We start from the raw sequence: 13,716 nt of genomic DNA, 5'->3' as shown, positions 1-13,716 counted from the left end.
ATGATTCGAAGACTAGTGTTTAACATTGCCAAACAAAATTTGTACAAAAGGGGTTTTTAGTACAGATTAAGTCAGCTGCTGTATGAATAAGAAGAAAATAACATTTAAAGGGATTTGGGAGGTTTTAAAAGCGTCCTTTTCAGGTTTTAATGATCATAAGGTAACCAAGCTAAGCGGATCGCTGGCCTATTATACTGTTTTTTCAATGGCGCCTTTGCTCGTTATTATCATTTCCCTATGTGGTATTTTTTTGAAACGCGAAGCTGCCGAAGGTCAGGTGTATGCGCAGCTTGCTGGTTTTTTAGGTAAAGATACCGCCTTACAGTTGCAACAGATTATTAAAAGTGCTTATTTAAACGGAAAAAGTACTATAGCTTTCGTAATCGGTTTGGTAACGCTCCTTATTGGCGCAACCACCATATTTGGCGATATTCAGGATTCAATTAATACCATTTGGGGCTTAAAACCCAAACCAAAGAGAGGCTGGTTAAAAATGCTGCAGAACCGTTTTCTTTCTTTTTCTGTGATTGTTAGCCTTGGATTTGTACTGTTGGTTTCATTGGTGGTAAACACCATTGTAGATGCTTTCAGTAAAAGGCTAGAAGCCCGTTTTGAAGAAGTTTCGGTAATCGTTTTTTATGTCTTGAATATGGCGATTACATTGGCAGTAATATCTTTAATGTTTGCCGTAATCTTTAAAGTTTTGCCAGATGCCATCATAAAATGGCGTGATGTAATTTTAGGTTCTATTGTTACGGCCTTACTGTTTATGATTGGTAAATTTGCCATATCCTTTTACATCGGTTCGAGTAATGTTGGCAGTACCTATGGTGCCGCAGGTTCTTTGGTAATTTTACTCCTCTGGACCTACTATTCTTCCATAATCTTATACTTCGGAGCAGAGTTTACAAAGGCCTACGCAGTAGCCTATGGTTCAGAAATTCATCCATCTGCTTATGCTGTAACCACAAAAGAAGTTGAAATCGAAACAGGCAGTAATTCCATTCAGGATAACCATAAGGAACTTCAGGAGCAGGTTCCGGATAAATAAAACTTATTCACCCCAGGCAGTTACAACAATCCTTCTTTGCCCGCCATGGTTCCGGTGTTCGCACAGGTAAATACCTTGCCAGGTTCCTAAATTTAATCTTCCGTTTGTAACTGGGATAATAATTGAATTACCTAAAATTGCAGCTTTTAAATGTGCGGGCATATCATCCGAACCCTCATAATCATGTTCATAATCCGGATCATTTTCAGGTACAGCTTTGTTAAAGTACATTTCAAAATCTATTCGCACAGTGGGGTCGGCATTTTCGTTTATTGTCAATGAAGCCGAAGTATGCTGGATAAAAACCTGGCAAATACCGGTCTTAATTTCTTTAAGCTCCGGAAAAGCATGTACCACCTCATCAGTTATTAAATGGAACCCTCGTTTTCTTTCGCGTATTGCAAATGCCTGCTGGAATATTTTCATGTCTACAAATATCAAAGAATATAAATAATGTTGCTACAATATTTTAATAAGCTCCATAATCGTGTTGTCGACGTTTATTTTAATAAAGTTCGGTATTCATTCAATTATTAGCGCCTGGATAAATATATTTGCCATAACGATTTGAACTAAACTCAAATCCATTACCTCAAATTTTAACCAATGAATAAATTCGAGAGCCGTTATGCTCAAAGCCCTAATGAAGTTAAACAAATGAATACCGCATCTTTGCGTGAAAATTTTTTAATAGAAAATGTTTTTGAAGCCAACCAGGTTAACCTTACCTTATCTCACTTCGACAGGTATATTGTTGGAGGTGCAATGCCTGTTGACCAGAAAATAGATTTGCCTAATCCCGACGATCTGAAAGCCAATTTCTTTTTAGAAAGAAGAGAACTGGGGATTATTAATGTTGGCGGGAAAGCTATCGTAACGGCTGATGATGAGAAATTTGAGCTGGATTATAAAGAGGCATTGTACATTGGGCAAGGAACTAAAGTAGTCGCCTTCGAATCAGCTGATCGTACACAACCTGCAAAATTATATATCAATTCAGCGCCTGCACACCACGCTTATCCAACTAAAAAAGTAAGCAAAGCTGATGCAGAGGTTGTAGAACTAGGAACACCTGAAACGGCTAATCACCGTGTAATAAATAAACTTTTGGTTAACAGTGTTTTGTCAACCTGCCAGTTGCAGATGGGAATGACCGAATTAAAATCTGGTAGTGTATGGAATACGATGCCGGCACACACGCACGACAGAAGGATGGAAGCTTATTTCTACTTTGAGGTTCCTCAGGGACAGAGTGTTTGTCATTTTATGGGGCAGCCACAAGAAACCCGTCACATCTGGATGCAGAACGACCAGGCGGTGATTTCACCAAACTGGTCGATACATTCTGGCGCCGGAACCAGTAACTATACTTTTATCTGGGGAATGGCTGGTGAAAACCTTGATTACGGGGATATGGACCATTGCGCAATTACCGATTTAAAATAATTTAAACATTGTTATCGGGTAAAGATTTTAAGGCTAAACCTGATAAGCCAAACAATTTATAAAATGTCGAACATATTTGATTTAGCAGGAAAAACTGCATTAGTAACGGGTTGCAAGAGAGGGATTGGCAAGGCAATGGCACTGGCACTGGCCGAGGCGGGGGCAGACATAATTGGTGTTTCTGCAAATTTAGAACTCGAAGGCAGTGATGTAGAAAAAGAAGTAATTGCTTTGGGTAGAAAATTTTACGCCTACCAGTGCGATTTCAGTAAACGGGAATCTACACTTGCATTTGCTGCGAAAGTAAAGTCTGCTCATCAGGTTATTGATATCCTGGTTAACAATGCAGGAACCATCCTGCGTAAGCCGATTGCAGAGCATCCTGATGAATATTGGGATGAAGTGATTGCTGTTAACCAAACGGCGCCATTTATTTTAACCAGAGAAATTGGCCGGGACATGGTTGCCAGAGGCAGTGGTAAAATAATTTTTACGGCCTCGTTATTATCGTTTCAAGGTGGAATTACCGTTCCCGGATATGCAGCTAGTAAAGGGGCAATTGCCTCACTTACCAAAGCCTTTGCAAATGAGTGGGCATCAAAAGGTGTAAATGTAAATGCAATTGCTCCTGGTTACATTGCAACAGATAATACTTCTGCCTTGCGTGAAGACCAGGAAAGAAGCACCTCCATATTAGCAAGAATCCCTGCAGGCAGGTGGGGTACACCAGAAGATTTTAAAGGGCCAACGGTTTTTCTGGCTTCAAAGGCCGGTGATTACGTTCATGGAACGATATTGACGGTTGACGGTGGCTGGATGGGCAGATAGTTTTTAAGCCCTGCGTCTTGATGTGAAATATAGACGCAGGGCTTGCTTTAAGCTTTTTGTTTTGAGCTTTTCGCTTCTTAGTACAGATTATAAATCTCCTTAATATCTGTCAATATCGCATCAAAATCTATTTTTAAGTCGATTAACTTGCCTGTGCGGATATCGAATACCCAACCATGAACTGTTATGCCCCTTTCGGTTATGGCTTCCTGAACGGCAGCTGTTTTAAGTAGATTCACACACTGTTCCTGCACGTTAAGCTCTACCAATCGGTCGTATCTTTTGGCTTCATCTTCAATAGCATTTAATTCATTTTTGTGAATACGGTAAACATCACGGATGTTTCTCAACCATGGATTAAGAATCCCCATGTCGGCCGGCTGCATGGCAGCTTTAACACCACCGCAATTGTAGTGGCCACAAACAACAATATGGTTTACCTTTAAGTGGCGTACGGCGTAATTTAAAACGGTCATCACATTTAAATCCACGTTATTCACCAGGTTGGCAACATTACGGTGAACAAATGCCTGCCCAGGCTGAATGCCCATTAAATCTTCAGCAGTTACACGGCTATCGGAACAGCCGATATATAAAAATTCAGGGCTTTGTCCTTTTGATAATTCCGAAAAGTACTGAGGATCGATAGCCAGTTTGTCTGCAATCCATTTTTCGTTATTTTTAAATACGTCTTCTACATTCATTTTGTTAAAATTTTAAAGCTGTGAAAATTCAGTTCTATTCTGATATAAAACTAAAGAAAGATTTTCTGTTTTCTGTTAATTCTTCTTCTGAAATATCCTGGTTCGCGTTGAAGTAAATATGTCGCTTAAAAAGCATTTCCATATAACTGGCGGTCATGAAAAAAGGCGTGATAAAGCCATCAGGTAAAGTTCCGTCGGTGCCAACTGCTATTAAGCTTAGGGTTTTGCCTTTTAAATTGCGGCCAACTTCCTTATTTAAAGTTACCCAGTCAGTTAGCCTGTCGAACAGGTTCTTCATTCTTCCGCTCATCGAATACCAATAAACGGGTGTAGCAAAAATCAAGTGTTTGTGATACAATATTTCCTTGGCGAAAACATTAAACTGATCTTCTACAGGGTATTGATTGTCGTAATTGTATGGCGAAAGGTAATGTTCTGCAAGGTTCAGCTGATTGAACTCAAGGCCTTGAGTTAGCTTACTGATAAATTTCTGCGTATCTCCATTTAATCTTGCACTTCCATTGATGATCAAAATCTCCGACATATAGCATTAACAAACAGGATAGTTAAAATGTTTAACGTATGTTTTAGTTGTTTTTTGAGCTAAAAACTTACAGTTTTAATCATATAAGCTTTTAAGTTAGTATATAAACAGTGTTTTTTGCTAAAATGCTATTTTTTATGGTTGATATTATTATTAAAATTATATAATAACATAATTTATGTTGTTTATTTTATAACTTTTTAATTTATTAAAGAAATTTAACAAATAAACACCTATAGTTTATTAACTTTTTATAGCACAATATTATCATTTGAGAATTCTAATTCGTTTTAGTAAAAGTTTTGTAATAAATTGGTGATAATTAAACCTAAAATTGACTAAACTATATTTATTATGAGGAGAAGACTACTCTTGATTTCTCTCCTGATGCTTTACCTTATACAAGGTATTCATGCACAGGATCGTACAATTTCCGGAACAGTTGTTGGTAAAGACGATGGATTACCACTACCCGGAGTAACTGTTTCAGCAAAGGGCACCAAACTAGCAACCACAACCGGTGCAAGCGGAACATTTAAAATTAACCTGCCTGCTTCAGTTACCGAATTAACTTTTAGTTTCCTGGGCTATGCTACACAATCGGTACAGGTAACAAGCGGAGATATCAAAGTCTCGATGGCGGTAGACTCCAGACAATTATCTGATGTGGTGGTAACCGGTGTGGGTACAGCTACCGATAAACGTAAAATTGGTGTGGATGTAGCAACCTTATCATCAAAAAACTTTGCTAAAAGTGTTGCAACCGGTTCAGTTGAGCAGGCACTTCAGGGACAGATTGCTGGTGCGGTTATCCGTACGGGTTCTGGCCAGCCTGGTGATGGAGCCTCTATCATTTTACGTGGTATTAATACTTTAGGAAGCACCTATCCGATGATATTGGTCGACGGTGTTGAAGTTTCTGATTTGAACGGACTCGATCCGAGTCTGGTTGAAAGAGTGGAGGTGGTTAAAGGTGCTGCTGCAGGTATGCTTTATGGTGCACAGGGTGGAAATGGTGTAATCCAGGTATTTACTAAAAAAGGTACCCGTGGAACTGCACCAACAATTAATTTCAGTTCCAAGTACAGTTCTGACCAGATTATACAGGGTGACGACCTTCTGGCTAAATACCATCACTATGTTACAGATGCACAGGGTTACATTCTGGATAACAACGGTGTGAGAATTGCCCGCGGATCAGACGGAAAATATACAGAGCCTGCTTTATTATCAGGTGCAACTACACTGAACAATAAACCTTATGTTGAAACAATTTACGATCACCTTAAACAAGCATTCCGTACAGCTTCAACCTACAACAACAATTTAAGTATTTCAGGGGGAGGAGAAAAGTCTGACTACGCCATTAATGTGTCTAGATTGGACCAACAGAATGTGATGAAAAATAAATTAACAAGACATACCGCCGGAATTAATTTAGGTGTGGAACTGTTTAAAAACTTTACCTTACGTTCAACTTCACAGGCGGTAATTGAAGATGAAAACCTGATTTCGGGAAACCGCTTTCCAATCCTTAACTCTTACCAGTTTATCGATTTTACCTACAGAGATGCTCTCGGTAACTTAATTGTTCAGCCTAAGGAAGAAAATCAGAGTAACTCTTTAGCAGAAAATGACTGGCATGTAAGGAAAGATAAATCGACCCGTTTTGTTCAAAGTTTAAACCTGAATTACAAGTTCCCGAAATTTGTGGAGCTTGATTATAAGGTAGGTTTGGATTACTATGCGTTGAATAACCTGGATTACTATAAAAACCAGACTTCTACCGGGCAGGATTTATACTTCGGTACAAGAGAAGGTTCTTATGAGCAAAGTAATACCAGAAACACCAAGTTCAACTCCATTGGGTCGGTTTTTTTCAGAACTGATTTTGAGAAAGACTTTAACTCAAAACTACCGATTACCACTTCAACCCAGGTATCGTACGATGTAAGGAAAGAAGCTTATAATTATTTTAACGGCAGAGGTGTTGGTTTGCCTACTTACCCGCCATACAACATCAATGTAGCCACCACAAAAACGGCGACAGGAAATTCAAATGAATTTTTAAGTTATGGTCTTTTATTTAATCAAAGTATCGATTGGGGAACTTTAGCGGGTATTTCTGCTGGTGTACGTTCCGATTACTCTTCAGAATTTGGTGCAGGTGGTAAAGCTTTCACATTCCCGAGGGGAACAGCATATTTTAACCCTTCTGATTTATTGAAATTATCGTGGTTGCCTCAGTGGAAAATTCGTGCTGCTTACGGTGAAGCTGGTATTCAGCCAGGAAGATATGCCCGTCAGGTTACTTTAGATGCCGGAACTCTGGGTGACGGCAGTTATTTAACACTTCCGGGAACGGCCAGTAATCCATTCCTGCGTGTACAAACATCAAAAGAGTTCGAAGCCGGAACAGATTTCGTATTAGCAAGTAATAACAAAGCCTGGTTTAGCCGCATAGCGATAACAGGAACTTACTGGAAAAGAGAAAGCGGTGATGTTATTCAGGCTGCTGATCTATCTCCATCTACCGGTTATGTTGCCATCAACGATAACCTGATGACACTAAAATCAAGTGGATATGAGCTGAGTGCTGATGCAACAATGATTCAGAAGAAAAACCTGACCTGGAATTTCGGAATCCGCTTCGCTCATGCGCAAACCATCGTTGATAAAATTGCCAACGGACAAGATGTCGTATCGGGTAATTTCGCTTTAAAGGCAGGAGAAAGATTTGGTATTTTTTACGGACAGGTTCCGCTTTCTTCTGTTGACCAGCTAAAGCCAGATGGTACGCGTTACATTGCGGCTGCAAACGTTGGCGATTACGAACTGGTTAATGGATTCGTAACCAACAAGACCACAAAACAGGTGGTTGTAACCGGTAGTGATGACAAGAAAAACATGGGCGACCCAACGCCAAAGTTTACCATGTCATTCATCAACAGTTTTAATATTTATCAGGATTTAAGCCTGTCATTTCAGTTCGACTGGAACTACGGAAATAAGGTTTATAACTTAACCCGCCAATGGTTATACAGGGATCAGCTGGCAGCCGATTTTGATAAAGAAGTAACAATTAATGGCCAAACCGGAGCATTCACATCTTACTACGGCAGTTTATATAATTCAACAAACCCAATTAGCTGGTTTACAGAAAGTGGCTCATTTCTACGCTTAAGAGATTTATCGTTATCATACAACCTTCGCAATGCCTTAAATATCAAATGGGCAAAAACAGTTTCAATAACTGCCTCAGCAAGAAATATTTTAACGATCACCAAATACAAAGGATTGGATCCTGAATCGAGCAGTACCGGAACATTAGACAGGGGGGTAGACAGTTTTGGTTTCCCCAACTTAAAATCGTACCAATTTGGTGTTAACATTGGCTTTTAAATCTGAAATCATGAAAAAAATTATTAGCATATTTATTTTGGTTGTTTTTATGAGCAGTTGCCAGAAAACAGACCTTGAACTTATTAATCCTAATTCCCCAACCCCCGACGCTTCACTTACTGTTGAAGACGGTATCTTAGCCTTTTCAAAAGGACTTTACGTAAAAGGCCTTGGTGCCAACTTTGTTATCGCCTGGTCATTACATAGCTTTATGGGCGATGAACTTTACTCTCCTTATGGAAACTGGGGCTGGAGATGGGCCGAACAGGTTACTTCAATTACTTTACCGAACGGTACAGTATTAAAAAACCCGATTGGCCCTGAACAAAAACCACAATTACAAAGTACAAACAGCAGAACAGCAGGCGATTTGAACGTGTTTAAGTATGAGTGGGAATCCATGAATTTATTAAATGCAAGCTGTAATTTGTTGCTTTCGTCGATAGATAAACCTGAGGCGAAATTTACCGGAGATGTTGCAACGAAAAAAGCAACCTTAAGGGCATGGGCTTACTGGTGGAAAGGTTACGCTTATTCGCACATTGGTTCGATGTATATTTCAGGTGTTATCAACAATAACTCGGATGGTACAACCAATGGAAATTTTCTTACCAGAGATGCCATCATAACTGAAGCCACCAGCAATTTCGATAAATGTATTGCGCAGTTAAATACGGTTGCCACTGCAAACATCGATGCCTATAACGCCACCATCGATGCGGTAATTCCTGATTTTGCGGCACGTTCTGCAAGAATTACCCCTGATATGTGGAAAAGACAAATCAGCAGTTATAAAGCCCGTAACCTGATGGCTAATAAAAAAGTTGCGGCCATGACAGCGACTGACTGGGCTGCGGTAACCACTTTTGCCAATGCAGGGATGCTTGCAACAGACAATAACTTTAGGATTGGCATGGACCCTAACGGAACAAACGACTTGTCAGGATCATTTTACCATCCTTACGCTTTGTTAGGTTTAGGTGCGCAGTTTACATTTGTTAGCGAGCGCCTGGTACAGGAATTTGATGCCAGCGATGCCCGGTTAGCCGCTAACTTCTACCTCTTAACTTCTCCAAATTTAAGAAATGACAGGGGTTTTAATTTCGGTACCCGTTATGGCGCAGTACCGATTGAATCGGGAGGTAAGTTTGCTACCAGCGATAACCAGGGTTTTATGGAAATTGGTGCCACTTATGAAGAAACCCGTTTAGATATAGCGGAGGCAAACATCAGAACAGGTGCTGTTGAAGCAGGTTTAACCATTATCGATCAGGTTAGGGCTTATCAGGGTGCAAACGTAGCAGCTACTGCGGGCAGAGGTTTAACACAGGCCGCCGCAATAGCAATTTTACAACGCGAAAGACGTGTGGCCTTATTTCAAAGAGGAACAGCTTTTTATGACGCAAGAAGATGGGGCGTTACACAATCTGCCGCTTCCGGTGGTGGGCGTGCGGCGGCCAATGTGCTTATACAGGGCTCTACTTTAGGTACTACGGCTTCTCAAATCAGAAGTTGTTTCATCGATTATAATTTTATGGATTACTTCGATGTGCCGTTAAACGAATTAGATTTCAATGCGCCTGCTCCAGGTGCAGCACCGGTAAGACAATAAAGCCGGTTAATTCATATTAAAAGCTCAGCAGTGTAACGGCTGAGCTTTTTTGGTTTCTTTAACTACCCTAATCGGGCTAAAAGCTTCTTTAAAGCTTCATCTTCAGTGAAAGTATTTTTAGCTTTTAACTGCTGTAAAGTTCGGTTAAAACTCCTTACCGATATACCGAGATAGGCCGACATGTCTTCTTTCGATACCAGGATGTTTTCTTCTGCCTGCAGCTTAAGTAATTTCATCAAGCCATATTCCAGGGTGTATAACTGTTGAAAAGATGCCCTTGAACTGGTTTGAATGATGCGGGTAGATAATTCCTGGAGCAGTATTTCCGTAAAGTCGGGATTCTCCCTGATTAGTTTTAAAAAGAAATGGTCAGGAATGGCATAAGCCGTAACGTCGCTTATGGCTTCCACGTTGCAAAGGCAGTCTATTTTCTTTATTGCCTCCAGTTCGCCAACCACTTCACCTTTGCCTAAAAATTCGATGATAAAATCTTTGCCGTTTTCTTCTGAGATGAAGCATTTCGTTAACCCTTCTTTAACAATATAAATGTTCCTGATTTTTTCACCCTGTTCAATAAACCTGAATCCGGCAGGAAAAGATTTCAAGGTAATGTTTCGCTGCTCATTGTGATCAGCATAAAAACGCTCAATAAAAGATAAAAAGGTAAGGTTGGTTCGTAACATAGCTACAGGCAAGACAAATGTCCTTTCTTATAAGTTTAGGTTAATTTACTTTTGTGCCACTAAAGTAAGCATAACAATGAACAATAAAATTACGGTAATTGCTTTTGATGCAGACGACACACTTTGGGTAAACGAACCTTATTTTCGTGAAACAGAAGAACAGTTTGCCGCCCTGCTCGAAGATTTTCTTCCGCATCACCGTATTATTGCCGAATTATATAAAACTGAAATCGCCAACCTGCCACTTTATGGCTATGGTATTAAAGGTTTTATATTGAGTATGATTGAAACTGTTTTGCGCATTACCGAAGGAAAGGCAAATCCTGAAATTATTAACCGGGCTATCCAGTTAGGACAGGAAATGTTAAACAAACCGATTGAACTGCTCGATGGCGTTGAAACCGTTTTGAAAGCTTTGCATGGCAAATACAAGCTGGTTGTTGCAACCAAAGGCGATTTGTTAGATCAACAACGCAAGCTTACCAAATCAGGCTTAGACCATTACTTCCACCACATCGAAATCATGAGCGATAAGCAGGAAAAGGATTATGAAAAGTTGCTGAAACACCTGGATTGCAAGCCCAATGAATTTTTAATGCTGGGGAATTCCCTAAAGTCGGATGTATTGCCTGTGCTGGCCCTGGGTGCACATGCTGTTCATATCCCATACCACACCACCTGGATTCATGAGCACATCGATCACCAAATTGAGCACCCTAATTTTTACCAGCTGGAACGTTTAACAGAAGTGTTGCCAAAATTAACTGAATGAGAAAAAAAATAGATATAAACACCTGGTTAAGAAAAGACCATTTTAACTTTTTCAACACCTTTGACGAGCCATTTTTTGGAGTAACGGTAAATGTAGATTGTACTTCGACTTATGAAGAAGCAAAAGCGCTGGGCGCTTCGTTTTTCCTGCTTTACCTGCATAAGTCGCTTGTAGCAGCCAATCAAATCGAAAATTTTAAGTATCGCATTATCGATGGTGAGGTATGGCAGTATGAGGTCATTAACGCTGCGGCAACGATAAACCGGCCAAATGGTACCTTCGGGTTTGGTTACTTCGATTACTTTGAAAAATTTGCAGAATTTAGTGCAGCAGCTACACAGGAAATCGCAAAGGTTCAAAATACTACAGGCCTAATTCCTTCTGCATCGGGCGAAAATGTAATTCACTATTCAGCACTTCCATGGCTAAATTTCACTTCCATGTCGCACGCCCGGAATTATGCATACAAAGATAGCTGCCCCAAAATATCTTTTGGTCAGGTAAATATCGAGAATGGCAGGCGAATCATGCCCGTTTCCATTCATGCCAACCATGCCCTGATGGATGGATTTCATGTCGCACAATTCGTAGAAATTTATCAGTCGCTGCTCAATCAAAGGGCTTTGGAGTTAATTGAAAGTTAACTTCGGCCTAACATAAGGATTTTAATTTCGGAAGATGTTTTCTGCCGTTATTATTATCCCGATTTATATTTTAGCCATCGTAGCCATGTGTTTTATGGATTCTTTATTTAAAGCATTAATGTTTTTTGTGGTGCTTTTAATCGCCACATTTCTACTGTTTTTGTTTATAAACTATCCATTGCCCTCTGCATTATCGATATGCTGTATGATTGCTTTATTCGCATTCCGATTTAAATATTAATTATCGTTTGCTTTAGAAAAACTAATTGCTATTTTTGCTGCGCAGGTAAATAACCCGAACGGGTAATTCGTTTACCACATTTTTGGGGGATTAGCTCATTTGGCTAGAGCGCTTGCCTGGCAGGCAAGAGGTGACCGGTTCGAATCCGGTATTCTCCACCCATAAAAGCCGATTCATTCATTTGAATCGGCTTTTTTATTTCCAAATAAAAAAGCATTTTTGTACTTTTCAACTTAAATTTTTTACAATTTTTTTAAGATTAAAATAAAGAAAAGCAATCTGAAGGAATAAGGTTGAAGGCCTATTATATCGATTGAACAAACGCTTTTTTATTGTGATCGATCGCCTGATCCAGTTAGGTAAGATCAAGAACCTATTTAATTTCTGTGGTATCCATGATCTGCTTTACCCTAATTATCATCGTTTAAAGAAAGAGCCGAATAGAACTCCGAGCTTTTATGTGATAAATCTGCTCAGCGAAAAATATGGGATAAATGCTGACTGGATAATCACTGGTAAGGGGGATTGGTTGGCGAATAGGTGATTTAAGTATAATTCTATAATGATATTTGATTAGATGTTTGTGTAACAAAACGACTTAGTTGTGTAAATATTTGTTAAATTTTTTGTAGATATGAAACCGTTTGCTACATTAGATGTTATTAAGCGGAAGGAGCTGAAATAGGGAATATGTTCAATGAACATATTTTTTTGTACAACAGTGTTTTACTTAAAAAATTTTCCTACTTTTGCAACCCTTTTAGCGGGAACTTAAATTTTACAAATAACAACGTCTCTCTCAAGTACATGTCTGCATATTCAATAAATACCCACGACCAGGAATTGGCAAAGGTTTTTGGAGATCTCGACTCATCAGTCCGCAAGACTAAACTTTACTTTGGTCTTGTAGGACTAAAGATTGCTTTGCCTTTTATCCTGTGTAGTTTTTCAATAAAATTAAGTATTGAAAGACGATTAGTTGCAAGATCATTGAATAAATTAATTAAGAATTTTCATAAACTTGATGAAAGAGAGCAGATGAAAATCGAATTAGATTTATCTAATGACTATCAAGACCTAGCAAATGCGTTAACCCCCTTGGTTAGTTTAATCAAAACTAAAAAACTATACTTTAGTAGATTGTGTATAAGTCAGTTTGAAAAAGCTCAAAATGATTTAAAATATTACTCTGAAAAAATAACCTCTCTCGTTTATCCTGAAACTATAGATCCTGCAAACGATCCTATACTGTTTAAGGAATTAGTTGACTGTTACAAAGATGTAGACTTGTCAGACTGGAAACAGGAAGATAGGTTAGAAAAATCCAAAGTATCAGTTAACCATGTCCAAGTATAGAAGAGGTGATGTCGTAAAGTGCTACTACCCTTATGAAGAAGATCCAGCACAAACCAGTATTAGATCTGCAGTTGTTATTGAAGACGAGGTTGATAACGAGTGCTTAGTTGTAAAATGTACTGGTACGCAACGATCACACGAAAAGGAAATTGAGATTAAGCCAAATACCAAAGCCTACAAGACAATGAGACTCACAAAGACCACTTATCTAAGAGTTGCTCATGAGATATCTTTAAAAAAGATATTCATAATTCGTTTAGTCGGATTTTGTCCCCAAGAAATTATGGATCAAATTGATGAGTTAAGGAACATTAAATGATATCATAGATAAAAACATAATTCAAAGCCCCCACCAAAAACGAGGGCTTTTTTATTTGGTGTAGAATTAACTAGTATTCGTCCTGATAAACCATCATTCCATATAATTTTATTG

13 protein-coding genes and 1 tRNA gene are annotated in these 13,716 nt (G+C 39.0%); 10 read left to right on the top strand and 4 right to left on the bottom strand.

Annotation, left to right across the window (positions count from 1 at the left end):
• The first annotated feature begins 82 nt into the window (after nt 1-82).
• On the top strand, nt 83-1,051 hold the full coding sequence (locus R2R71_RS10345; RefSeq protein WP_316831205.1) for a YihY/virulence factor BrkB family protein: 969 nt from the start codon (nt 83-85) through the stop codon (nt 1,049-1,051).
• Nucleotides 1,052-1,054: 3 nt separating this feature from the next.
• Here the strand turns inward: R2R71_RS10345 and R2R71_RS10340 are convergent, their stop codons facing one another.
• A complete protein-coding gene (locus R2R71_RS10340; RefSeq protein ID WP_316831204.1) occupies nt 1,055-1,477 on the bottom strand; it encodes a secondary thiamine-phosphate synthase enzyme YjbQ in 423 nt (140 codons plus the stop codon).
• A gap of 180 nt (nt 1,478-1,657) precedes the next feature.
• Here R2R71_RS10340 and kduI point away from each other — a divergent pair, with 180 nt between their 5' ends.
• Both kduI and R2R71_RS10330 read left to right on the top strand, forming a co-directional pair.
• Nucleotides 1,658-2,497 (top strand): 5-dehydro-4-deoxy-D-glucuronate isomerase, encoded by an 840-nt coding sequence (gene kduI, locus R2R71_RS10335; RefSeq protein ID WP_316831203.1) that lies wholly within the window; start codon nt 1,658-1,660, stop codon nt 2,495-2,497.
• A gap of 63 nt (nt 2,498-2,560) precedes the next feature.
• The gene (locus tag R2R71_RS10330; protein ID WP_316831202.1) at nt 2,561-3,325 is read left to right on the top strand and encodes an SDR family NAD(P)-dependent oxidoreductase; all 765 of its coding nucleotides are present in this window, start codon (nt 2,561-2,563) and stop codon (nt 3,323-3,325) included.
• A gap of 77 nt (nt 3,326-3,402) precedes the next feature.
• Here R2R71_RS10330 and R2R71_RS10325 read toward each other — a convergent pair whose 3' ends face one another.
• The gene (locus R2R71_RS10325; protein WP_316831201.1) at nt 3,403-4,029 is read right to left on the bottom strand and encodes a carbonic anhydrase; all 627 of its coding nucleotides are present in this window, start codon (nt 4,027-4,029) and stop codon (nt 3,403-3,405) included.
• A gap of 34 nt (nt 4,030-4,063) precedes the next feature.
• Nucleotides 4,064-4,573 carry a flavodoxin family protein gene (locus tag R2R71_RS10320; protein ID WP_316831200.1) on the bottom strand — a complete coding sequence of 170 codons (510 nt, stop codon included), beginning with the start codon at nt 4,571-4,573 and terminating at the stop codon, nt 4,064-4,066.
• A gap of 354 nt (nt 4,574-4,927) precedes the next feature.
• Between R2R71_RS10320 and R2R71_RS10315 the strand changes: the two genes are divergently transcribed.
• Together R2R71_RS10315 and R2R71_RS10310 are read left to right on the top strand one after the other, a co-directional pair.
• Nucleotides 4,928-7,975 (top strand): SusC/RagA family TonB-linked outer membrane protein, encoded by a 3,048-nt coding sequence (locus R2R71_RS10315; RefSeq protein ID WP_316831199.1) that lies wholly within the window; start codon nt 4,928-4,930, stop codon nt 7,973-7,975.
• A 10-nt stretch (nt 7,976-7,985) separates the two neighbouring features.
• Entirely contained in the window at nt 7,986-9,587 is a 1,602-nt protein-coding gene (locus R2R71_RS10310; protein ID WP_316831198.1) for a RagB/SusD family nutrient uptake outer membrane protein, read from the top strand.
• A gap of 62 nt (nt 9,588-9,649) precedes the next feature.
• Here the strand turns inward: R2R71_RS10310 and R2R71_RS10305 are convergent, their stop codons facing one another.
• On the bottom strand, nt 9,650-10,270 hold the full coding sequence (locus tag R2R71_RS10305) for a Crp/Fnr family transcriptional regulator (protein ID WP_316831197.1): 621 nt from the start codon (nt 10,268-10,270) through the stop codon (nt 9,650-9,652).
• A 76-nt stretch (nt 10,271-10,346) separates the two neighbouring features.
• On the opposite strand from R2R71_RS10305, the gene R2R71_RS10300 reads away from it, so the two are divergent.
• From R2R71_RS10300 to R2R71_RS21170, 5 genes are all read left to right on the top strand, one after another.
• Nucleotides 10,347-11,042: an HAD family hydrolase gene (locus tag R2R71_RS10300; RefSeq protein ID WP_316831196.1), complete on the top strand. Its 696-nt coding sequence runs from the start codon at nt 10,347-10,349 to the stop codon at nt 11,040-11,042.
• A complete protein-coding gene (locus R2R71_RS10295; RefSeq protein WP_316831195.1) occupies nt 11,039-11,686 on the top strand; it encodes a chloramphenicol acetyltransferase in 648 nt (215 codons plus the stop codon). Before R2R71_RS10300 ends, R2R71_RS10295 begins: the two co-directional genes overlap by 4 nt.
• A 325-nt stretch (nt 11,687-12,011) precedes the next feature.
• A tRNA-Ala gene (locus R2R71_RS10290) sits at nt 12,012-12,085 on the top strand.
• 649 nt (nt 12,086-12,734) lie between these two features.
• Nucleotides 12,735-13,283: a hypothetical protein gene (locus R2R71_RS10285; RefSeq protein ID WP_316831194.1), complete on the top strand. Its 549-nt coding sequence runs from the start codon at nt 12,735-12,737 to the stop codon at nt 13,281-13,283.
• Nucleotides 13,270-13,602 carry a type II toxin-antitoxin system PemK/MazF family toxin gene (locus tag R2R71_RS21170; RefSeq protein ID WP_410478219.1) on the top strand — a complete coding sequence of 111 codons (333 nt, stop codon included), beginning with the start codon at nt 13,270-13,272 and terminating at the stop codon, nt 13,600-13,602. Before R2R71_RS10285 ends, R2R71_RS21170 begins: the two co-directional genes overlap by 14 nt.
• Nucleotides 13,603-13,716: the final 114 nt, after the last annotated feature.

Origin of the sequence: Pedobacter aquatilis (assembly GCF_032678405.1) — a bacterium.
Lineage (GTDB): Bacteria > Bacteroidota > Bacteroidia > Sphingobacteriales > Sphingobacteriaceae > Pedobacter > Pedobacter aquatilis_A.
The sequence above is the reverse complement of the archived record's forward strand: the minus strand, read 5'-3'. Positions and strand labels throughout refer to the sequence as shown.